The organism is Trichocoleus desertorum ATA4-8-CV12, assembly GCA_019358975.1.
In the GTDB taxonomy this organism is placed as follows: domain Bacteria; phylum Cyanobacteriota; class Cyanobacteriia; order FACHB-46; family FACHB-46; genus Trichocoleus; species Trichocoleus desertorum_A.
On sequence record JAHHIL010000040.1, the window covers coordinates 1 to 24,844 of the forward strand.

Consider the following 24,844-nt stretch of genomic DNA (forward strand, 5'->3'; position numbering starts at 1 on the left):
ATCAAATTGCTGGCTGAGGAATTAGAATCCTATCTCCCCTTCTGGCAACGGTCTGAAACTTTACCCAAATGGGATATCACCATTCTTCCTGCTTGACAGGGGTGTTATTTATTTGCAACCCCCTAAACATGATTAAAAAATCATGACTAGCCTAGGAAGCCCCCTTGGTATAAAGCATGGACACTATTTTCGACAGCCCTTAAAAGGCGATCGCTATCAGCATCGGTATGAGCTGTTGAAAGAATGCCGCTACCATCGGGGAATAGCAGAATCCCTTGATCTTGCAGATGATAGGACAAGAGAATCATGGTGATCGAAGCTGCCGACTGCTTAGAAGTTTCGGTCGTAGCATCATCACTGGCAGGGCCGAAGAGAGAACCAAAATTCACCATTTGAATCGGGATACCCACCTGAGTAAAGTATTGGTTGAGGCGATCGCTCAATTGTTGGGTTTGCTGATTGAGTTGTTGTTGCAGGGAATCTCCCTCAGCTTTGAGGTGTTGCAAAATTGCTTTAGCTGCTGTCATCACTAAAGGATGTTTACAGTAGGTGCCCGCAAAATAAGTAGTTTCAACTTGGGGAGCGGAGTCATCGCCATACTGCCATTGCCCACCGTCAATTTTATCTAGGTATTTCGCACTTCCAGCAATCACACCGATGGGCATACCGCCGCCGATGATTTTGCCATAGGTGGCGATGTCAGCCCGCACGCCAAACCAAGCTTGTGCCCCACCCGGATGAATCCGGAAACCAGTCAGCATTTCGTCAAAGATCAGGGCAATTCCTTGGTCTTGGGTCAGTCGGCGGAGCTGTTGCAAGAAAGCTTGTGGTTGGAGATCTAAACGCCGTTTCTGCACAGGTTCGACTAAAACTGCTGCTAGCTGATCGGCATGCGCTTGGATGATTTCCAGCGATCGCGGATCTCCGTATTTCAACACCAAGACATCTTGGGCGATCGCAGCGGGAACACCGGGGAAGCGGGGAACTGCCTGCCCTGTTTGCTCCGTAACAGTCGGGTCTCTTTTTACCAAGGTGCCATCAAAATGACCGTGATAAGACCCGGCAAATAAAACAATTTTCTGGCGTTTGGTCGCGGCGCGGGCCAGTCGGATCGCAGTCATGACCGCTTCGGTGCCTGTATTGCTAAAGGCGACTCGCTCCATCCCAGTGAAATCGCTGATTAAAGTAGCGACTTCTCCAACCAGATCAGATTGCAGCCCTAACGCCATACCTTGCTGCAAGCGTTCGATCAGCGCCTGCTGCACCACTGGGGGATTGTGCCCCAAGAGATGCACCCCAAACCCCATGAGGAAATCGACATATTCGTTGCCATCGGCATCCCAGGCTCTAGAGCCAGCCGCGCGATCGCCCACAATCGGGTACACCAGTTCTTTCAGCAACGGCTCGAACCCAGCCCCGACCCGCGCATCTGCTAAAACCGAGCGATAGGTTTGGGCGAGCTGTTTGGAGGTTTGGTGCCGCTGATCGTATTGGGTAATAAAGTTCTCCAGATAGGCTTGCTGACGAGCATTTAAGCCTGCCTGAGCAGCGCGGGCAGCCAAGACAGAAGAGAACTCAGAGATGGGTTTAGCGAGAGGAGTTTGCATGGGCTGGTGCGGGTACGGGTGGAGTTAAGTGGCCGTTTTGAATCAAGTAGGCAAAGTAGGTGTCGAGGAGCGAGTCGGAAATAGACGGGCAGTGAATCGAAGTGCCTGCTAATCCTGCTAAGGTGTTGCGGCAGTCAAACTCCAGCGTGGCTGTACTAGAGGCAGCTTCCTTGGCAGGGGGGAACATGGGAATCAGCGGATAGAGTGGATGATCTGGCTGGTGTTGGGCAATCTCTAGCAGTTGCGATCGCCACTCGCTGTAAGGTAATCGTTGCAAGGGATAGCCGAGAGATCGAATTTTGTGGATCAACTGCTCGGCAGATAAGGGATGGGGAGTCACTAAATGAAAGGCTTGCCCTAGGGCTGTCGGTTGCAGTGATAGATGCACGATCGCTTGACTGACATAATCTACAGGGATAAAGTCAATGGGCATCTCTCCTTCGGGTGCACTACCAAGCTGGACACAACCAATGATTAATTGATAGAGAAAGTCGTTGGCGTTGAAGACTCCGGTTTGACTATCTCCAGAGATACGTCCGGGACGATAGATGGCCACTGGTAAACCGCGATCGCGAGCATTCATCACCTGCCGTTCTGCCACCCACTTGGTTTGTACATAACCATTATGTGGCAATGTTTCCAGACTAGGGATATCTTGCTCCCAAATTGTCTGTACTCCACCCTTCTCGGTAGGTGCAAAGACACTACTGGTAGAAATTAGGTGGACAGGTTTGGTGTGATGCTGACAGGCCAAGCGCAGCACTGTTTCTGTCCCCACAACATTGGCATCTCTGAGGCTGGCATAGGGTAGGGCATGATGCACCCAGGCTCCATTGTGATAAATGGCATCCAGTGTTTCAGCCAGGAATTGCCACTGAACAGCAGACAGCCCTAAATCAGGTTGCGCTAAGTCCCCAGGAATCGCCACAATGCGATCGCGCCATTCCTCTTGCCAGATTTTGTAGGTTTGCAGCGATCGCTGTAATCTTTGCTGAGCAGCTGATTCATCCTCTGCCCGCACCAAGCAATAGAGAGTTGCCTCAGTTTGCCGTAACAATTCGGCCAGAAGGAAGGCACCCAGAAATCCGGTCGCTCCGGTTAGTAGCAAATGCTTAGGAGCAATAGGTTGAAAGGGAGAGCTGGGTTGAATATCCGCAGGCAGTACCGTATCCGCCATCAGATCAGGAGACGAATCGCTAGAGCATGGCTCAGCTTGATCGGGATGTAGTTGCCGATCAACTAAGGTCGCTAAGTCGGCGATCGTCGGGGAGGCAAACAACTGCCGAAGCGATAGATCAACGGCAAAGCTAGTTTGCATGCGGGAAAGCAGTTGCGTTGTGAGGAGCGAGTGACCTCCTAGCTCAAAGAAATTGTCGTGAATGCCGATTGAAGCTACATTGAGCAGTTCGCTCCAGATCTGCGCCAACTCAATTTCGGTTGGGGTTGTGGGTGGGGCGATCGCTGTTGATTCGAGGATATTGAAGTCAGGTGAGGGGAGCGCTTTGCGATCGATCTTGCCGTTGGGTGTGAGCGGCAAGGCATCCAAAATCACAAATGCCGCCGGAATCATGTAAGCGGGTAGCCGCTGCCCCAGGTAATCGCGCCAGACTTGCTGGAGGGATGTTGGTGTGCGATCGCTATCTCCCTCCTTAGAATGAGGCACAATGTAAGCCACGAGACGCGCTTGATCGGGTTGATCGGTTCGCGCCACCACAATCACCTCTTGCACTGTTGGGTGTTGGCTGAGGAGTGACTCAATTTCACCCAATTCAATCCGAAAGCCGCGAATTTTGACCTGATGATCAATCCGTCCCAGGAATTCAATATTGCCATCAGAACGGTAACGAGCGAGATCTCCGGTTTGGTAGAGGCGATCAGATATCCCTGCTTTAATTCCCCCTAGCATTGAGGGGTTAGGGAGGCTGGCCTCAGTATCTCGAAACGGATTAGGGATAAATTTTTCCTGGGTTAACTCAGGACGATTCAAATAGCCCCGTGCCAGCCCCGCACCACCCAGGTACAGTTCGCCGGGGACACCGATGGGAACGGGACGGAGATAAGCGTCTAGGAGATAAACCTGAGTCCGGGCGATCGCTCGTCCAATGGAGGGAGTGCTCCAATCCCCACGCTGCATCAGTGCCACGGTGGAATAGGTAGTGTCTTCCGATGGGCCATACAGGTTAAAGACTCGCTCGATCGTGGGTTGCTGGTAGAGCTGCTGCACTAAGGCGGGTTGCAGTGGTTCACCAGCGAGGTTGACGGTGCGAACGGAAACTGGAAGCGGGCCAGGTAAGAGTGCGGCGATCGCGGAGGGCACGGTATTGACCAGCGTCACTTGAGAGGCCGCAGGGATGGTGGGTAGGTGCAAGGCATTCTCTGCCAAAATCACCCGACCGCCCCAGCTGAGAGGTACAAAGATCTCAAAAACTGACAAATCAAAGCAAATGGAAGTCGCAGCCAGAACTCCGGCTAACTCTGCTTCGGTGAAGACGGTTTTTGCCCATTCTACGAACACGACAGGGCTAGAATGCTGAATTGCCACCCCTTTGGGCACGCCTGTAGAGCCAGAGGTGTAAATCACATAAGCTAAGTTCTCGGCTGTGACGGCACTTTCAGGGTTCTTATCGGGTAGTTGGTTGATATGCTCCCAGTCGGTGTCTAGGGCAACCCGGTGGCAGGTCGGCACTGTGGGGATGCGCTGACCCTCCATCTGTTCCTGGGTAATTAATACCGCCACCTGAGCATCTGACAGCATGAACAAAAGGCGTTCTTCTGGATAATTGGGGTCAAGCGGCACATACGCACCCCCAGCTTTGAGGATCGCCAGGAGACTGATGATCAGATGGGGCGATCGCGGCAGGCAAACCCCCACCAGAACTTCCGGGCCAACACCAAGAGATTGCAGATAGTGAGCCAGTTGGTTCGCTTTTTGATTCAGCTCACGATAAGTAAGCTGCTGATCTTCATGAACCAGAGCGATCGCGTCAGGAGTCCGTTCTACCTGATCTGTAAAGAGATGATGCAGGCAAAGGGTTGAGCTTACTTCTGCTGGGTTTTCTACAGCAACTTTTGCCCCCCTAGCCCCCCTTTCTGGTATGCCCGCCAGGGCTATATACTGGGGGGGACAAGAGCCAACGTCTCCCAAGGTGTAATCATCTGCGGGCGGCTCTAAATTATTCCACTCGATTAGAAGCTGGTTTTGTTCAGCGAGGGTAAGGAGAGAGAGATCTTTCAGGCGAGTTTGAGGCTGATGAATAAAATGTTCCAGAACTGTTTGCAGATGGCCGAGAAGACGGGCGATCGCGGCATCCGTGAACTGCTGGGCATTGTAAGTAACCTGGAGCAGCAGTTCCTCACCCGGAATCGCGGTGATCGTCAGGGGATAGTTGGTCTGCTCGAAGGTGCTGATCCGCTCGATCGTGAGATCTGTGGCAGGCGATCGCACCGTGGTATCGATCGGATAGTTCTCGAATACCAAGATGCTATTGAACAAAGGTAACGTCGCAGGGATTTCGCTCCAGCGCTGAATCTGCACTAGGGAGCTATATTCATACTCCTGCCGTTCCATCTGTTGAGCTTGAAGCTGTTGTAGCCAGGGAATTAGCTTTGCCTCTGCTGGCATTTGCACCCGCAAAGGTAGTGTGTTGATAAATAGCCCCACCATTGATTCCACCCCGGGCAAGGTGGGCGGACGACCTGCAACCACAGTCCCGAAGACCACATCCGATTCCCCACTATAGCAACTGAGCGCCAAAGCCCAGGCTGCTTGCACCAATGTATTAAGCGTCAATCGTTGCTGTTGGGCAAAGGTTTTGAGAGCTTGGGTGGTAGCAACTGAAAGGTAAATTTGCTGCTCACCGCGATCGCCTTTTGGGTTGGTGTTTTGTGGTTGCTCTAAATTAACCGCTGTGGGTGCTGTGAAGCCCTGAAGATATTGCCGCCAGAAGGGTTCAGCACTTAAAGGATTTTGCTGCTGGAGCCAGAGAATGTAATCGCGATAAGGACGAGGTGGTTCTAATCTAAGGAATTGTTGCTGCGATAAAGCCTGATAATCCGCCAGAATCTCTTTAAACAACAGCGCCGTAGACCAGCCATCCAATAAAAGGTGATGGTGGCTCCAGACAAAGTAATGAGATGTTTCCGCAGTTTGAATTAGTGTGCAGCGCATCAGGGGCGCTTGGGGCAAAACAAAACCGCGATCGCGATCCTCTTTCAAGAAAGCCCGCAGTTTCTCCTCCTGATCAGCAGCAGAGACCTGTCGCCAATCTTGCTCTTCCCAAGGTAGCTCCACCTGTCGATACACCACCTGATAGGGTTGCTCCAAGGCTTCCCAGCAAAAGGCAGTGCGGAGAATCGAGTGGCGATCGCACAATCGCTGCCAAGCCTGTTGGAACGCAGATTGATGGAGCGGCCCATTTAACTGCCAGCAAAACTGCTCAAAATAAACCCCCGATTCAGGCGCATGGAGCGTGTGAAAGAGCAATCCCTGCTGAGTGGGCGAAAGTTCGTAAATGTCTTCGATATTTTCCATCTGCATTAGCGTTTCTTCCCGGATTGCAGTTGAGCTATGAGTTTCTGAAGGTCGGAGGCGCTGAGGTTGGCGGCAGAGAAGCTGGGAGTTGGTTGCGTTTGTGGCTCCAGGGAGAGGAGCGATCGCAAGTTTGCCTGAAATTGCTGCGTGAGAGATTCAATCGTTTTGGGTTGGTGAATCGCGTTACTAAACGTCCAATGCACTCGCAGTTGTCCATCTGCAATGATGCTGTTGATTTCTAACAGGTGCGATCGCTCTCCCTGTGGGCTACGTGAGGCACCACTAGACTCCTGGGCTGGACGGAAGAGAGAGGCGGTGTTAAACGTTGCGTCCGTTTGCCCCAAATAGTTGAAGCAAACTTGAGGAGGGGAAACGGCTTGCAGCTCTGATGCTTGGCTGAGATACCGGAGAATGCCATAGCCAATGCCGTTGTTAGGCACCTGCCGCAATTGCGTTTGGATCGATTTGAGCAGACTCAGAGCATTTTGTGATTTGTAGTGTAGTAAGCGGGGGAAGATTGCCGTAAACCAACCAACGGTGCGAGAGAGAGAAAGCTCCTCAAACAGTTCTTCTCGTCCGTGTCCTTCCAGATCAAGCCAAAGAGCAGATTGTCCTGTCCAATTAGTCAAGGTTTGCGTCAGGGCAGTCAGCAAAACTTCCTGAATTTGAACTTGGTGTTTAGTTGGGAGATCTCGCAACAGGGTTTGAGTTTCGTCCGGTGTGAGCGTCACGGTAACGGTTTGCGATCGCCCCACCGTATTCTCTCCACTCGGATCATCGACAGGGAGAGATAGATCATCCTGCTGTGCCTGTTGGGCTTGGTTGAGCCAGAATGCTTGCTCTTGTTGCAACGTCTGCGATCGCGCGTAGGTTTGCAGCGCTTCACCCCACTGCTGGAAGGAGGTCGTTTTGGCGGGTAGCTGAATTGGTTGTTGCCGCTGGAGTTGAGCGTAAGCCGTCTGGAAGTCTTCTAGCAAAATCCGCCAGGAAACCCCATCAATCAGCAAGTGATGCACGACGATCAGCAAGCGACTGGGCTGATTCGCGCCTAATTGGAATAGTGCTGCCCGCATTAAGGGAGCTTGCTCTAACTTCAGTTGAGCTTGCAGTTCGGAGGCGATCGCGGTGATCTTTTCTGACTGCACCGTCTCCGATTCACCCGATAGATCCACCACGGTTACAGGTGCGAGAATCTCTTGATCGGCATGGGTGGCTGTCCAACCGTTTTCAGCTTGGATAAATTGCGATCGCAAGACATCATGATGCTGCATCAAATGCGTCACGATCTGCTGGAGAGTTTCTGGTGTCAGAGGTTGCTGAACTTCCAACAGCAGCGATTGATTCCAGTGGTGTGACTCGGCCATGTTTTGGGCAAAGAACCAGTGCTGAATCGGAGTCAGCGGTAATGTACCTGTCACGCTCCCCTGCTCGGCTGTAATAGCAGTGGCGGGAACGGCGATCGCGGCAAGTTTGGCGATCGTTTGATGCTCAAAGACCTGCTTCGGCGTAATTTTTAGCCCCGCTTGATTCGCCCTAGCTGTCATCTGAATGCTGAGGATAGAATCGCCGCCCAATTCAAAGAAGTTCTCATGGATGCCGACTTGCTCTAAGCGCAGCAATTGTGCCCAAATCTCGGCTAACTGAGCTTCAGCAGGGGTTGTCGGTGCAACGAACTGCGCCTGACGATTTTGCGTTTGAGCTTCGGGATCGGGTAAGGCGCGGCGATCGACTTTGCCATTCGCGGTGAGAGGGAAGGCCGCAATGGATATACAAATCGCAGGCACCATATACTCTGGCAACCGCGCTTGGAGATGCGATCGCAGGATCTCAGAATCTAATGTTTTAGAAGATTCCGGAACCACATAGGCGACTAGGCGTTGCTGACCCGATGAATTGGTGTGAACTAGGGCGATCGCATCTTGTACATCGGGATGCTGCCGCAACACAGTCTCGATCTCACCCAGCTCAATCCGGAAGCCTTTGAGCTTGACTTGGTGATCCGTCCGCCCCAAGTATTCCAGTGTTCCATCAGGACGATAGCGAGCGAGATCTCCAGTTTTGTAGAGACGAGCCGATTCCTCTGCTTTCATTCCCCCCAACATATAGCCCTGGCGGGCATACCAGAAAGGGGGGCTAGGTTCGGAACTCTTTGCAAGCCCCCTAAATCCCCCAATTCTGGGGGACTTTGAGAATGGATTCGTGACAAATCTTTCGTTCGTTAATTCAGGACGATTCAAATATCCTCGCGCCAGTCCCGCACCACCAATGAACAGTTCCCCAACCACACCGATCGCAACGGGTTGCAGGTATTCATCTAGGACATAAAGCTGCGTATTGGCAATGGGGCGACCAATCGGCACTGATCCTACTTCTGGATCATCTGTGGCAATGGTGTAAACGCAGCAACCCACGACGGTTTCAGTGGGGCCATACTCATTCACTAGTAAGGTATCGGGAGCTGCCTTGCGCCAAAAACTGAGTGACTCCGACGTGAGATTCTCGCCCCCAATGATGAACCGCCGGGTGCATCCTCTGACTTGCTCAGGAGTCAATTGCTGGCTCAACACGCTGAGGTGAGCGGGGGTAATCTTGACCAAGCTGAGGTTTTTTCGCCGCGCTAAAGCGTCCCGCAACGTTTCCAGGCTCGGATCATCGGGTAGTAGCTCGACACTCCGCCCTACCAGCAAGGGAGACCACAAGCTAGTCACGGTCAAGTCAAACGCCAGAGAGGAATGAACCAGGCTGCCTTCGCCTGCTGCGACTTCGTAAGCCTGAATTGCCCAGTTGAGATAGTTGGTCAACCCCCGATGGTGAATCAGCGTCCCCTTGGGTTGCCCGGTCGAGCCAGAGGTGTAAATCACATAGGCTAAATGGTCAGGATCGGTGATGGGGTCGAGGTTATCGGTGGGGGATGTAGCAACGGTTTGCCAATTGTGATCGAGGCAAAAGATGGGAGTTTGGGTATCTGGCAAGCGAGACAACAAATGCGACTGCGTGAGCAGCAGAGGTGTTTGCGTGTCTGACAAGATGAAGGCAATCCGATCGCGCGGATATCCCGGATCGATCGGCACATAGGCTCCACCCGCTTTCAGAATCCCCAGGAGGGCAATTACCATCTCCAGGGAACGCTCCACACATATTCCCACTAATATATCGGGGCCGACACCCTGCGATCGCAGATAATGCGCCAGTTGATTGGCCTGAGCATTGAGTTGGCTATAGGTAAGGTGGCGATCGCCAAAGATTACAGCAATCTGGTCAGGCGTGCGACAAACCTGTGCTTCAAACCACGGATGTAAACACTGATATGGAGGCAACTCGGCCTGTGTTTGGTTAAATGTGACCAGCAGTTGTTCGCGTTCGGCGGCACTCAAAATCTCTAGTTGAGCGATCGCTGTATCGGGAGCTTCAAGTGCATGAGTCAGCAGGGTTTGCAACTCTTCAAACAACCGCTGCATGTCTGTTGCCGTGAACTGAGCGGCGTTGTATTGCAGTTCCACCGTAAGGCTATCTGCTTGTTGAATGCCTCGCAGCTTGATCCAAAAATAATCTGTGCAGCTTTCGAGTTGGGCGATCGCGTAACGAATGCCAGCCTTTGTCCAAGATTCAGACTGCTCGACAAACTCAAATGCCAACGGTAAGATGCGCGTTTCTAAGCCTGCACCCTGAATCGGTAATCCCTGCGCCCAGGCAAAAGCGTCTTGATGCAGTGCCATCTCCTGCCGAGAAGCCTGCACCTGCTGTAGCGCTTGTTGAAAGGTGAGATTGGTCTGTAACTTAGAGGATAGTGGCAAGGTGCGAGACAATAGACCGATCGCAGGCTCCAGCTCTTCATAGTTGCGACCATCCAGGCTTACACCCAGCAACAGCGTTTCTTGCCCCGTCAGTCGCCACAGTAAAACTTGCCATGCAGTGAGTAGAGTATCCGCGATCGCGTCACTGCCCATTTGGTCAACCAAGGCAGATGGAACTGTCCAGGCGAGCTTTTCGGGCTGGAGTGCAGCCTGTCGGGCCGTGGGTTGAACGGGCAGCGAGAGCGTTTCTAGTCCCGCATCATCGACTTTTCGCCAATAGTTCGGTGTGGCGTTGTTTTCTTGCAGCAGTTCATTTTGCCAGGTGGCTAAATCCGCATACTGTAACGGTTCCTCTACTTCTAATGAGGGAGACGCTTGCAGACACAGAGCATACTGTTGGGCAATTTCCTGCACCAAATTCTTGATCGTGAGCATATCGCCACACAAGGCAGACAAGCTCAGCATCAGGCAATGTTGCTCAGACGACTGACGAATCAAACTCCACTGCAAACTCTGCTCTAGCGGCAGCGATCGCGCTCGACACAAATTCTCCAGTTCCACGGCTTGCTCAGATTCTGCAAGATGGCTCCAATCGAGAATCGCGATCGCCTCAGTGGGAGCCTCTTGAATCACTTGGAGCGGCAGATCCAAACCAGAAACTGATTGAAAGGTGGTTCGCAGGATCTCATGGCGATCGATCACATCCTGTAGAGCAGCTTGGAAAATCGCTGGAGCGATCGCGCCTGTAATGGAGATTGCTGCTTGGACTCGATAAGGTTGGACGGCATTTTCTTCAGTGATCTGCTGCACCATCCACAGGTGCTTTTGCTGCGGGGAAAGTTCGTAACCTTTCAGGTTGGCTGAGGGTTGAGTTAGCTGTTGCATGGTGCGAGTTGTCTGGTTAGGTCGTCAAGGTCTGGCGTGAGAAAAGGAGATTACGAAATCGGTGTCACCTTCCGTCGCATCTGGCGTAATTTCTGTTGCTGCGATCGCCGATGTTGGGTGCGATCGGCTTCGGTGAGCGCAGTTGCTACATCGCTGAGCTGGCGATTGGGGTCGGTCGTGAGTTGCTGGAGCACCAGTTCAAACCGTTCCCACAGTCGGGTCATGCTGGCGGCTTCAAACAAATCTGTGCTGTAGTAAAGCGAGCCTTGGATACCTTCTGGGGTATCCGCCAGATTGATCAGCAGATCAAATTTGGCAGTGCCGCGATCGACATCCAACACCTCCAAATTCAGATCGGCCAGCGACAGGGAGGGCATCGGCGCGTTTTGCAGCACAAATTTCACCTGGAAGAGTGGCGTGCGGCTCAAGTCCCGTGGGGGATTCAAAGCTTCAACCAAGTGATCAAACGGCAAGTCTTGATGAGTGTAGGCATCCAAAGTCACTTGGCGCACGCGATGCAGCAAATCGGTCAGGGTGGGATTGCCTGAAACATCAGTTCGCAATACCAGTTGATTCACGAAGAAGCCAATCAAGCCCTCGGTTTCTACCGGATGACGGTTCGCGATGTCTGTGCCGACTACCAGATCTTCCTGTCCGGTATACCAGTGCAGCAATGCCTCAAACGCTGTCAGCAAGGTCATAAACAGCGTCACGCCTGATTGCTGGCTGAGCGATCGCAACTGCCCAGATAAATCCTGCGATAGCCGAATTGTTTGACTCGCACCCCGGAAACTTTGCACAGGGGGACGAGGATGATCGGTCGGCAAGGCTAAAACGGGCAATCCACCAAGTTGCTGCTTCCAGTAATCCAACTGAGCTTGGTAGCGATCGCCCTGTAACCATTGCTGCTGCCACACCGCAAAGTCAGGATATTGGATTGGCAGAGCGACAAGGGGAGAGGAAAGCTGTCTCACAAAAGCTACATACAAATCGGCCAACTCTCGCACCAACACTCCCATTGACCAGGCATCGGAAACAATGTGATGGAGGTTTAGCAGTAGGATATGTTCAACCTCGCTCAGTTTGAGTAGCGTTGCTCGTAGCAATGGCCCTTGAGACAGGTCAAAAGCATGTTGAGCTTCTTGCTCGATTAGCCGCTGAACTTCGGTTGTTTGTTCTGCTGGGGGTAAAGCTTGCAGATCAGTGATGGGAAGATCAAATAGGAGATGAGGAGCGATCGCTTGTACAGGTTCGCCATCTACCGTGGTGAAGATGGTTCGGAGGGAGGCATGGCGTTGGACAACTTCTCGAAAACTCTGCTCTAAGGCCGCAATTTCTAGTGCACCACTCAGCTTCACGGCAATGGGAATGTTGTAGAACGGATTCCCCGGTTCCAACTGATCCAACACCCACAAGCGGCGCTGGGCAAATGAGAGCGGAAAGGTGGTTTGTTGGCTAGAAATTAGCTGAATGGCTGGAAGCGGCTCTCCGGAGGCAGACCGTAAAGCAGTTTCGATTCGAGTTGCTAAGCCTGCGGCGGTTGGCGCTTCAAACAAATCTCGCAGCGGTAATTCAATCTGAAAGGCACGATTGAGGCGAGAGATGACCTGCGTTGCCAACAGAGAGTGACCGCCCAAGTCAAAGAAATTCTCATGAATCCCAACGTTCTCCAACCCTATAACCTGCGCCCAGATTCCGGTTAAGACTTCCTCAATCGGCGATCGCGGATGACTAGAGGTGGCAACTTTCTGCTGCCGATCAGGAATCGGTAGGGCTTTGCGATCGACTTTGCCATTGGGTGTCAGCGGCAGAGTGCCCAAAACTACAATATCTGAGGGCACCATGTAGGAGGGCAATTGCGCTTTCAGGTGCGATCGCAGGATATCCACCAGATCTACTGTTTGGCACGGCGATGCAACATAGGCAATGAGGCGCTGGGGCTGGGAGGTTTCCTCATGCACGATCACCACGGCATTTTGCACATTAGGATGTTGCGTGAGAACAGCCGCGATCGCACCCAATTCCACCCGAAATCCGCGAATCTTGACCTGATGATCTCGTCGTCCCAAATATTCAATGTTGCCATCAGGAAGGTAGCGGCCAAAATCTCCAGTTTTGTAAAGGCATTGCCCCCTTAATCCCCTAATACTGGGGGACTTTGACTCTGGTTCCCCCCAACATATAGCCCTAGCGGGCATACCAGAAAGGGGGGCTAGGGGGGCCTCAATAAAGCGTTCTTTCGTTAGCATCTCATCATTCAAATAACCCCGCGCTAAGTAGGGCGATCGCACATAAATCTCACCTACTTCCCCGATGCCAGCTAGCTTCTGGGTCTCATTCAAGATGAGTAATTGCACATCATCAATACCTTGGCCAATGGGGAGGCGATCGCGCAATTCTGCAATCGCAACTGTGGGCGGAATTACATAATGCCCCATGATCTGCGGGGTTTCGGTGGCACCATAGACATTGATGCAGGTGGCAGCAGGAGCGATCGCCCGTAACCGTTCGACCAGCGATCGGGTCAATACATCCCCACCACAGCAGACATAGCGTAAGGATGGGATGTCTTTTGGCTGACTGTCTCCTACACCTTCACTCATTAGGAGTTGCGCCATTGCGGGAGTGAGGTGACTAATCGTGATCTCCTGCTGTTGCATCCAGGCTTGCAACCATCCCGGTGTAATGATTTGCTCAGCATCAGGGATATGCAGCGTTGCGCCAATCCACAGGGGCGAAAAGATATCTCGCAAGAGAGGATCATGAGCTAGCCCAGAGAGCAGACAGAAGCGATCGCTTGGATTTAGCTGCAAGGTTTTGTGATACCACTGGAAGAAGTGAGATAACGGGGCATGTTCTCCCAAAACAGCTTTCGGTTCTCCGGTTGTACCAGAGGTGAATGTGACATAAGCCAGATCATGAGGATCTACTTCAATGCCTAGATCGTCGGAGTTGTAGTCTTGCAGACACTGAGCAATGGTAGATCGCGATCGCACAGATAAATTCAACTCACAACGACAAGAAAGTTCTTGTAAGACAACCTGCAATTCATCAGGTAGATCTGCACCAAGTTGAATCCAGGCTTGAGGACGAGCAATTTGGAGGCGATCGCGCAAGGCTCCCACGGGATAGGAGGGATCAAGAATTAAGAAGGCAGCACCCGCTTTCAAAACCCCTAACAATGCCAAAACCAAAGATGCACAACGATCGCCATAGATTGCTACGACCTCTTGAGATTGAATGCCATGCGATCGCAAGTAGTGCGCCAGTTGATTACTCCAGGCATCTAGCTCAGCGTAGCTCCAAGTTTGATCGCGATCGACGATGGCAAGCTGATCGGGATGACGTTTTGCCTGCTCTGTAAAGTGGCCCTGAATTGAACCTGCCCAGCTTTCTCGTAATGGGGCTTCTGGGTTCGGCAGTAACGATTGGGTAGTCGGTGTGATTAGCGAGAATTGAGTAATTCTCTCATCAGGATTGATCACCATTTGTTCTAGCAAACCCTGGAACTGCTCTTGCATAATGGCAATGCGTTCTGGGCCGAAGCGGTGAGCATTGTAGACCCATTCCAGATGAATCTGATCCGCTTGCTCCCAGGCATAAAGGGTCAGGTCAAACTTGGAATGAGTGTGGTCATCCGCGATCGCCTCTACGGTAACTCCAGGCAGTTCTAGCTTCGAGTCACGGTAGTTAAGCAGATTGAAAAACACCTGAAACAGCGGTGTCTGATGCAAATGCCGTTCTGGTTGCAACACCTCCACCAGCTTTTCAAATGGCACTTCTTGATGGGCATAGGCATCCAGTGTTACTTCCCGCACCCGCTGCACCAATTCTCGGAAACTGGGCTGTCCACTCAAATCGGTTCGTAGCACCAGCGTATTCACAAAGAAGCCAATCAACGCTTCCGTCTCTTTTTGCGTGCGTCCGGCGATCGGAGAACCAACACAGAGATTGCTCTGATCTGTATAACGGTAAAGCAACAGCTTGAATGCAGCCAATAACGTCATAAACAAGGTTGCGCCTTCTTGGTGCCCTAAGCCTTTTACAGCGGTGCTCAGAGCAGCAGGAAGGATATGCGATCGCTTTTCTCCCTTAAACCCAGGCGCTAAATTATCCGCAGGTAAGGCTAGCTGAGCGGGCGCATCTTGAAGTTGCTCTGTCCAGTAGGCAAGCTGTTGCTCTAGAAACTCTCCCTGTAAGCGTTGTCGTTGCCAGATGGCGAAGTCGGCATATTGAATCGCGAGGGGTGGCAAAGGAGATGGATGGCCTTGAGCCAATGCGGTGTAGAGCGTCGTCAACTCTTCCACAAAAACGCCCATCGACCAGCCATCGGTAATGATGTGGTGCAGGATGAAAACGGCAAGATGCTCGGTAGGATTCAACCGCAGCAGTTTGATCCGGAATAGCGGCGCTTGCCCTAAATCAAATGCCTGTTCTATCTCAGCTTGAATGAATTGTGCTGTTTCGGCTGCTTGAGCAGAGGGTGGCAAATCTTGCCAATCAACGATCGGGATGGTGAGCTGTAAGGTAGGGGCGATCGCTTGCACAGGTTCGCCATCTAAGATTTGGAACCGAGTTCTAAGGATTTCGTGACGTTCGAGAATTGCATTCAAGCTACGCTCCAGAATCGCCACATTAAGATCGCCCGTAAACCGAAGTGCTGCGGAGAGGTGATAAGCAGAACTGTTGGGTTCCAGTTGGTTGAGGAACCAGAGGCGTTGCTGCGAAAGCGAAAGGGGTAAAGGAGCAGTATCGCGATCGACAGGTTGCAGCTTGGGTTGAGAATCTCCGGTCTGTTGAGCGATCGCCTGGGTAATGGTTGCGGCGAGATCTGCCACAGTGGGCGATTCAAACAAGCACCGTAACGGCAGCTCCACTTCAAACGCTTCTCGAATCCGCGACATCACCTGCGTTGCCAGGAGAGAATGTCCCCCCAGCTCAAAGAAGTTGTCATGAATGCCAATCGGGCTGACTCCTAAAACCTGTGCCCACAGTTCAGCCAGCTTTTCCTCACTGGGATTGCGAGGAGCGACAAACGCCTTGGTTAATTCTGTCCAATCGGGTGCAGGCAATTGTTTGCGATCGATTTTGCCATTGGGCGTGAGCGGTAACGCATCCAAGGTCACGAAAGACCCCGGAACCATATATTCCGGCAGTTTAACCTTCAGCCAGTCTCGCAGTTGAGCGGAGTCAAGTTTGGTATCCGGTTGAGGCACCACATAAGCAACCAGTTGCCCATTCTCACCAGCTTCCTGCCGCAGAACCACTACTTGTTCTCGCACGTTTGGATGCTGCCCCAGCACTGCCTCAATCTCACCCAGTTCAATCCGGAAGCCTCGCAGCTTCACCTGGTGATCAATCCGTCCTAAGAATTCGATCGTGCCATCGGGGAGATAGCGAACTAGATCCCCGGTTTTGTAGAGGAGTGAGGAGTGAGGGGTGAAGAGTGTTCGCTGAAAGCGTTCCCGCAGGGTGGAGTGAGGAGTGAGGGGGTTGGGAATGAATCGTTCGTTGGTTAACTCCGGTCGATTGAGATAGCCTCGCGCTAACCCCATCCCGCCAATGTGTAGCTCTCCTGGCACCCCAATTGGGACAGGTCGGAGATCTTGATTCAGCAAATAGATTTGAGTATTGGCGATCGCTCGACCTAACCGCACCGGATCACTTCCAGGCTCCACCCGTTCCACCATTGACCAAATCGTGGTTTCCGTCGGGCCATACATATTCCAGAGTGACTGACTTCTAGCGAGGAGTTGATCCGCCAGTTCACGGGATAAAGCTTCACCGCCACAGAGAATTTTGAGATGGGGATTTCCTTGCCATCCCGCTGCTAACAAGAGCCGCCAGGTCGCGGGGGTAGCCTGCATCACCGTGGCTCCCGATCGCTCAATCAGTTGGCTGAGCTGTTGGGCATCCATTGCCATCTCTCGCCTAGCTAGCACCACGCGAGCCCCTGTGATGAGTGGCAGATAGATCTCTAGAGCTGCAATGTCAAAACAGATGGTTGTGACAGATAGCAAGACATCTGCGGCGGTGAGTCCTGGTTCTTGACGCATTGAGTGTAAGAAATTTGCCAGGGCGCGATGGGGAACCTGTACGCCTTTGGGCTTGCCAGTGGAGCCTGATGTGTAGATCGTGTAGGCCAGATTTTCACCCGTAACCTGACTGACGGGGTTTTCCGAGTTGCAACGGGCGTTGGCGAAGCCTGAGCTTGCTCGTATCGCATCCCAATCACGATCCAAGCAAACAACTTGCGCCTTAGATTGAGGCAAAGATTCCAACAGCGATCGCTGCGTCACCAGTACTGGAGCTTGGGAATCTTCCAGCATCAGGGCAATGCGATCGGGCGGGTAGGCAGGGTCGAGCGGCACATAAGCACCACCCGCTTTCAGGATGCCTAATAAGCCAACGATGAGATCGAGCGATCGCTCCACAGCTATGGCAACCAGCACTTCTGTACCAACGCCAAGGGAACGCAGGTAGTGAGCCAATTGATTGGCACGTTCATTCAGTTCTCGATAGGTGAGGGATTGGTCTGCGTAGGTAACGGCGATGGCATCAGGGGTACGCTCAACCTGTGCCTCAAACCATTCATGAACACAGCCAGGGGGAAGGGTTTGAGTATTGCGATCACGCGCGTTCCACTCAACAAACAACTGATGTTGTTCAGCGGCAGTGAGGAGAGGGAGATCAGCCAGAGATTGATCTGGGTTGGCGATCATGCCTTCTAGTAAGGTGCGTAGATGACCCAGGAGACGGGCGATCGCATCTGGCTCAAATCGTTGCTCGTCGTAGATTACCTCCACTTGCCAGGAGATGCCTGGTTGAATAACGACCGTTAGCGGATAGTTGGTCTGCTCAAATGTCCAGATGTCTTGTACCGCCACCAAGTCGGTCGCCTGTTGCAGACTGGCATCAATCGGATAATTCTCGAAGACCAACAAGCTATTAAAGAGCGGCGTGCCCTTAGGAATTTGGCTCCAAGATTGGATCTGTACCAGGGGCGTGTATTCGTATTGCCGCATCTCTGCCTGGTGCAGTTGGAGCTGTTGCAGCCAGGGCAGTAAAGTTGCCTGTTTAGGCACCGCAACACAGACAGGGAGGGTGTTGATCAACAGTCCCACAATTGTCTCGGCGGCGGCTAAAGCGGGGGGACGACCCGAAACGGTGGTACCAAACAAAACATTTGCTTCGCCACTGTAATGACTCAACAGCAACGCCCAGGCTCCCTGCATCAGGGTATTGGGGGTGAGCTGATGTTGACGGGCAAATTGCGTCAGAGCCTGAGTCGTTTCTGGATCAAGCTGAAGCTGCTGACGTGCCACGGCACCGGATGTATGGCGATCGCCCTGTCGTCGGTCAATGGCAATCGAGGTGGGAGCGGCCATATCTTTGAGGCTGTCTTGCCAGAAGGCTTTTGCGGCGGCTAAATCCTGCTGTTGCAGCCAAGCAACGTAGTCTCCAAAGGGGCGACTATTGATAATTGGGAGTGTCTGCCCCTGACGCAAAGCAGCGTAAGTTGTCCAGACTTGCTGCAATACCATCGCGGTTGACCAACCATCCAAAATCAGGTGGTGCTTGCTCCAAATCAAGTGATAGCGATCGCCACTCAGTCGAATCAGGCTGAGCCGCATCAGAGGGGGGCAAGTCAGATCAAAACCTCGCTGCCGATCTTGCTGAATATAGGCTTGCAATTGGTTCTGCTGGACTTCCAGAGATTGCGATCGCCAATCGAACTGCTCCAACGTCAGCGTTACTTGCCGATCAACAATTTGCAGCGGCTTTTCTAACCCCTCCCACTGAAACCCGGTGCGGAGAATTGGATGGTGCTGGATGACTGTCTGCCATGCCTGTTCGAGCTGTGAGGGATCAACGTCTCCTTGGAGGACGCAGCCAAACTGACCTACATAAATATCTGCTTCGGGCGTGTAGAGGCTGTGAAACAGAATCCCTTGCTGAGTGGGAGACAACTCGTATAGATTTTCAATTTGGTTCAAGTTCATTGGGCACCCCCACGGGTTTGGCTCATTCGGGCGAACAGTTTGTCCAGATCGGCTTGGCTGACGTTGGCTTGCGGAAAGTCAGAAGGCGTAAAGCCGTTGCCAGCAGAAGAATCAGCGGGGTTGAGGAGCGATCGCAAACTCGCCAAAAACTGCTGCGTGACTTGCTCGATCGTTTGCCGTGGATGAATCTGTGGGTTGTAAGTCCACTCCACCTGCAAACGTCCTGACAGTACCAAGGCATTGATTTCTAGCAAATGCTGCCGTTGAGCTTGCGGGCTGCGGGTAGCTCCGGTATCCGTGGTTGCCAATTGGAACAACGAGGAGGCCGCTAAATTAGCGTCAAATTGCCCCAAGTAGTTGAACAAAATTTCAGCTTGCGGTGCCTTTCGGAGGTTGGTTCGCACTTCCGCGTCGGAGCTGAGATAACGCAAAATCCCGTAATCCACACCATTGCGAGGGATCTGCCGCAACTGCTCTTTGACAGACTGCAGAATCTTACCCACGTCTGCCTGAGACTCCACTGTTAAACGGGCAGGGTAGATAGCAGTAAACCAGCCCACCGTCCGAGAGACATCCACTTCTGAGAGCGCTTCCCGTCCATGTCCTTCCAAATCAATCAGGAGGTCTGTATTGCCTGTCCAAGTGGCGAGGCTGTGGGCTAGTGCGGTCAGTAATACTTCATCGACCTGTGCTCGCTGGGTCTTGGGCAGCGTTTGAAGGAGGGTTTGGGTTTCATCAACGCTGAGCGAAATAGATTGAGTTTGGGTAGACGCGATCGCATTTTCTCCGGTGCGATCGCCGGGTAAGGGAGCGATCGGACTTTGCAGATGCAACCAGTAATCTGCTGTTTGCTGGCAGGCTGCCGACTGAGCATAGGTTTGCAATTGCTGCGCCCACTGCTGGAATGAGGTGGTTTTCGGCGGCAACTGTATCGATCGCCCTTGCTCAAGCTGATGATAGGCTGTTTGCAAATCCTCTAACAACACCCGCCAGGACAGCCCATCTACGGCCAAATGGTGAATCACGATCAGCAGTTGATCAGGTTGTTGATTACCTAAGTGGAACAACACCAGGCGCAGGAGTGGGCCTGTCTCTAAATTCAGGCTGGTTTGCGCCCAATTTGAGGTTTGCGCGATCGCCTCTTGCTGCTGTGTTTCAGACTGTTCCGAGAGATCCATCACAGCCAAAGGAATCTCTGTCTCCAGACTGCCGTTCACCTGTTGCCAAGTATCCTCGTAACGCTCAAACCTCAGCCGCAGTGCGTCATGGTGGCTGATCAGATGTTGGAGCGCCTGCTGCAAGATTTCAACTTGTAGCGGAGATTGAGCTTCTAGAAAAACAGCTTGATTCCAATGGTGAGGTTCGACCAAATTTTGCTCAAAGAATCGATGCTGAATTGGGGTTAGGGGAACAGCACCCGTGACCAGTCCTTGAGCCGCCAGGGACTCATTCTGTGACTGAGTGTCAATCACCATAGCCAATTGAGCGATCGTTTGGTGTTCAAACAACTGCCGAGGTGTGAAGCGTAACCCAACTTGATTGGCTTTAGCGATCGCCTGAATGCTCAGAATCGAATCTCCCCCCAACTCAAAGAAGTTGTCGTGAATCCCCACCTCAGCGACATTCAAAATACTTGACCAAATGACACTCAGTTGACGCTCAACATCATTGCGAGGCGCAGCAAAGACGGGTTTGGCGATCGCATTCTGAGCTTTGGGAACGGGTAATGCCTGCCGATCCAACTTACCATTGGCAGTCAGGGGTAAGGCTTTCAGACTGACAAACGCAGACGGCACCATATAGTCTGGTAATCGCGCTGCCAAGAACGATCGCAAAGACTCGGCCAAAATCGGAGTGTCAGGAGTTTGCGGTACAACATAAGCGACCAGTTGCGGCTGATTCGGTTGATCTTCTCGTTTGATCACTGCCAGCGATCGCACATCAGGATGCTGCTGCAAAACGGCTTCTATTTCCCCAGGCTCAATCCGGAAGCCGCGAATTTTTACCTGATCATCTACTCGACCCAAAAACGCGATCGTGTTATCAGGAAGATAGCAGGCGAGATCTCCCGTTTTGTAGAGAAGTGAGGGGTGTTCGCTGCAAGCGTTCCCGTAGGGTGGAGTGAGGAGTGTTCGCTGCAAGCGTTCCCGTAGGGTGGAGTGAGGAGGAAATATTTGTTCTTCATTTTCCCTAAATGGATTAGGGATAAACCGTTCCTCAGTAAGCTCTACCTGCCGCCAATATCCCCGTGCTACATTTGCGCCACCAATGTAGATTTCACCGGGAACCCCGATCGGCACAGGTTGTTGGCAGGCATTCAGGAGATAAATTTGGGTGTTCGCCAACGGAGTTCCTAAAGGCACGATCTCAGTTTCAGGAGTAGCCTGATCAACGGCATGGGTGAGAACGCCGACCGTTGCCTCCGTAGGGCCGTAGTGATTGAAGATTTGACAATTAGGAGCTTGTTGCCGCACTTGCTCAACCAATTCCTGATTCAAGGCTTCTCCGCCTAAAATCAAACGCTGACGGGGGAGAAAGCGATGCGCTTCCGAAGAGGTCAGCAACGCCCGCAAATGGGAGGGCACAATCTTGAGACAGTCGATGGGGTAGCGATCGCCATATTCCGCCAACGCCACTGGATTCATCACCCGCTCCTGCGAGAGGATATGCAGACATCCACCAAAGCAGAGGGAGGCAAAAATCATCGTGTTGCCCAAGTCTGCTGCGAAGGTAGACATTAGGGCAAAATTTGCACCCGGAGGTAGTTCGTCAAGCTTGAGCGATCGCCGAACCCCATACAAGTAGTTGCTAAGCTGCCGATGCTCCACAGCCACGCCTTTGGGGTTCCCAGTGGAACCAGAGGTAAACAGGATATAGGCTAGATTGGCAGGCGTGACTGAGCTAGTTGGTGCGGCCCCCCTAACCCCCCTTTCTGGGATGCCCGCTAGGGCTATATGCTGGGGGGAATTGGAGCTAGATTTTCCATTCAGTTGGGTAATTTGCGATTCATCATCCAGACAGACCACGGTTGATGACATATCAGGAGCAAGCTTGGCCCGCAAGGAGGATTGTGTGATCAGAACTGAGATCTCCGCCTCTTGTAGCCGTGATGATAATGCCGCAGGTGGCAGGCTAGCATCGAAGGGCACATAAGCCCCGCCTGCTTTGAGAACGGCGAGTAAGGCAATAATCATCTCCAGCGATCGCTCTAGATAGATAGCTACTGGAGTCTCTAGATCAACGCCTTGTTGCTGTAAATAATGCGCCAGTTGATTGGCTTTGTCGTTGAGCTGTTGATAGGTGAGTGATTGATCTTCAAACACCACCGCAACTTGATTGGGCGATTTTCCTGTGGAAATGCTCTGCGATCGCGCGACCTGTGCCTCAAATAGCTGGTGAATGCAAACAGGTGAATTCTCGGTAGTCGTTGCGTTGAAGTCGATCAGCAATTGCTGGCGATCGCTTTCTGTAAGAATCTCGAATTCACCAATGACCGTTTGAGGATTGCGAATCACGCTCTCTAAGAGAACCGTCAATCGTCCTGCCAATTGCTGAACAGCTTCAGCTTCAAATGCTTGAGCGTTGTAGTGCAGTTCCAGGCTTAGCTCTCCACGCTGCTGAGCAACCAGCTTGAGCTGAAACGGTTCGATGTGAACTTGCCGCTCTTGAACTGTCCAATCGAGATTAGCAGAGATGAAGGATGATGTGTGCTCTAAACATTCAAAGCCAAAAGGGAGAAAAGGTGGATGATTGGCGATCGCCATTTCTGGCACATCCTTCCAGGTAAAGGCTTCTTGCCATTGGGCTGCGGTTTGGAGGGAGGTGTGAATTTGCGGAAGCAGGGTGGTAAAGGGGAGAGTTGCTTCTAAATCAGAGGCAATCGGCAGGACTTTTGCCACTAGACCCAGTACCGATTCCAACTCTTCGTAATGCCGACCCGTATCTGTCACACCCAAAATAAAGGTGGATTGATCGGTGTGCCGCCAGAGTAAGACTTCCCAAGCTGCTAGGAGTAAGGTTGAGAGGGAAACCTGATGAGATTGGGCGATCGCGGTGAGTGCTTGTGTCTGTTCACTAGAAATTTCTAGGGTCAACTGCTGCGGCTGAAACCCTAATTTTTCAGGCGATCGCTGTTGAAATGGGAGTTGCAAATGCTCCAATGGCATCCAGGGTTGCTGCCGCCAGTAGGCTCTCCCGCTTGCGGCTTCCTCGCTTTCTAACAGTTCACATTGCCAAGCAGCCAGATCAGCATACTGCACTGGATCAACTGTGTATTCTTCTCCTTGAGCGATCGCGACATAGGCTTGACTGATTTGATCGACGAGATGAGTGAGGGCGATCGCATCGGTACACCAAACCGGAAGCACGAGTTGCAGGAGATGGTGATTCGATTCCCGTTTTGCCAAACGTGCCGTCAGTGGAGAGCGATCCGTTCCACCAGCATCTAGATTTAACGGCAATGGCTCTGACCCATCCCAAGATTCTAGTGTCGGTAGATGGTCGGTAATCACCTGCAAAGGTAGATCAGCGTCAGGCAAAACAGCGATCGCGGTGCGGAGAATTTCGTGCTGTTGCGCCACCTGCTGAATGGCTGCTTCTAGAACCTGGGCTTGCAGATCTCCCTCAATGCAAACCAGACAGGTAGTCCAATGGGGAGACAACTGCTCTTGCTGAAACTGCCAAAGTCGCTGTTGCTGCGGTGAAAGCTGGAATCCTTCAAGGGTTGGAGTTTGCATGATTGAATCTGGAGTATCGGGTCTAGAGGAGGCGATCGGACAGATAGGGAAGGGGCAGGCTGCTACCGTTGTGATTAAGCTGTGTGATTAGGCTAGATTCCTGGCATTTTGCCCCCTAACCCCCCAATACTGGGGGGAACTAGACTCTTGACTTCCCCCAGTATTGGGGGATTGAGGGGGCCAATTCAGGGAGTTTCCAGCAGACTAAGGCTTGTGTACACAACGCAGCCCGTATTGGACACTAGGGCAGCGATTCACAAGATTCCGCCATCCCCACCACTACTTTGCGGGGACCGACAAATGGAGTCCGTCCGTGAGCCGCCAAGAGGTTGTCGAGCAGCAAAATATCGCCCTGTTGCCAGGGGAAAATCACCATTTCCTGCTGATACACCTCGCGAATTTCGTCAAGAATAGAATCTTCGATCGCAGAACCATCGCCGTAGTAGGCATTGCGGGGCAACTCATCGGGGGGAACCACCGCCAGCAAAGATTCGCGCACCGCCGGAGCCAAACTCGACACATGGAACAGATGCGCCTGATTGAACCAAACGCGATCGCCTGTGACTGGATGGGTTGCGATCGCCTGACACACCTGCCGAGTTCTAAGGCGATCGTCACTACGCCATTCCCACTCAATGCCCACTTGCTGGCAGTAAGCTTCTACCTCACTGCGATCGAAGGTTTGAAACACCGTTTGCCAGGGCAGATCTAAGCCACCCCCGTAGTTGCGGACATACATCACCTGTTTCTCGATGAAGCGTTCTTTGATCTGGTTATCTAACTTCTGGAAAATCTTGCGGCTGTCGGCGATCGGCGTTGCTCCGTCTTCAACAGCAGGTTGCACACAGTAAAAGGCAATCTTCAGCGGATAGCTGCGGCTATAGGCCATCTCGTTGTGGAGCGGAATCCATTGGTCAGCCGGATATTCGGTCGAGGTGTAGATCTTGCCGCTCACGGTGCTGCGGGGTGTGGAGCGATAGGAGTAATCGAGCAGTGCGCCACAAAGAGACTGCATCCACTGCTCAAACGCTGCCACACTGTTGACGTTGAAGTTGCGAAACAGAAGACCGCCATGTTGCAACAGTTGAGTTTCTAGCCACTGCCGTTGATTCAGTGCCCAGGTTTCTAAATTCAATCCTTCTACTTGGGGTTGAATGATCAGCGGTAAAGGTTGGTCTGGTTGCAATTGGCTTGTCGCGACTAGTTCTGTCCAAGCAGAAAAGCTGACGGCGCGGCGTTTAATGCCTTGGAGTTTGAGACGGGAGGGAGATTCTGGGTTACTCATGGC

Annotated in this window: 6 protein-coding genes; all 6 read right to left on the reverse strand. The window is 52.3% G+C overall.

The genetic code is table 11. From position 1 onward, the window contains the following. Positions 1–146: 146 nt before the first annotated feature. Positions 147–1,607, reverse strand: a complete 1,461-nt coding sequence (locus tag KME12_20885; protein MBW4490243.1) for an aminotransferase class III-fold pyridoxal phosphate-dependent enzyme — start codon at positions 1,605–1,607, stop codon at positions 147–149. Further along, the gene (locus KME12_20890; protein MBW4490244.1) at positions 1,588–6,144 is read right to left on the reverse strand and encodes an amino acid adenylation domain-containing protein; all 4,557 of its coding nucleotides are present in this window, start codon (positions 6,142–6,144) and stop codon (positions 1,588–1,590) included. Before KME12_20890 ends, KME12_20885 begins: the two co-directional genes overlap by 20 nt. Continuing rightward, entirely contained in the window at positions 6,144–10,817 is a 4,674-nt protein-coding gene (locus KME12_20895) for an amino acid adenylation domain-containing protein (protein MBW4490245.1), read from the reverse strand. Before KME12_20895 ends, KME12_20890 begins: the two co-directional genes overlap by 1 nt. A gap of 50 nt (positions 10,818–10,867) precedes the next feature. Then, positions 10,868–18,820 (reverse strand): amino acid adenylation domain-containing protein, encoded by a 7,953-nt coding sequence (locus tag KME12_20900; GenBank protein MBW4490246.1) that lies wholly within the window; start codon positions 18,818–18,820, stop codon positions 10,868–10,870. Further along, positions 18,817–23,556: an amino acid adenylation domain-containing protein gene (locus KME12_20905; GenBank protein ID MBW4490247.1), complete on the reverse strand. Its 4,740-nt coding sequence runs from the start codon at positions 23,554–23,556 to the stop codon at positions 18,817–18,819. The genes KME12_20900 and KME12_20905 overlap by 4 nt, the downstream gene beginning before the upstream one ends. 241 nt (positions 23,557–23,797) lie before the next feature. Further along, positions 23,798–24,841, reverse strand: coding sequence for a TauD/TfdA family dioxygenase (locus tag KME12_20910; GenBank protein MBW4490248.1), 1,044 nt, complete (start codon positions 24,839–24,841; stop codon positions 23,798–23,800). Between the last annotated feature and the right edge of the window lie 3 nt (positions 24,842–24,844).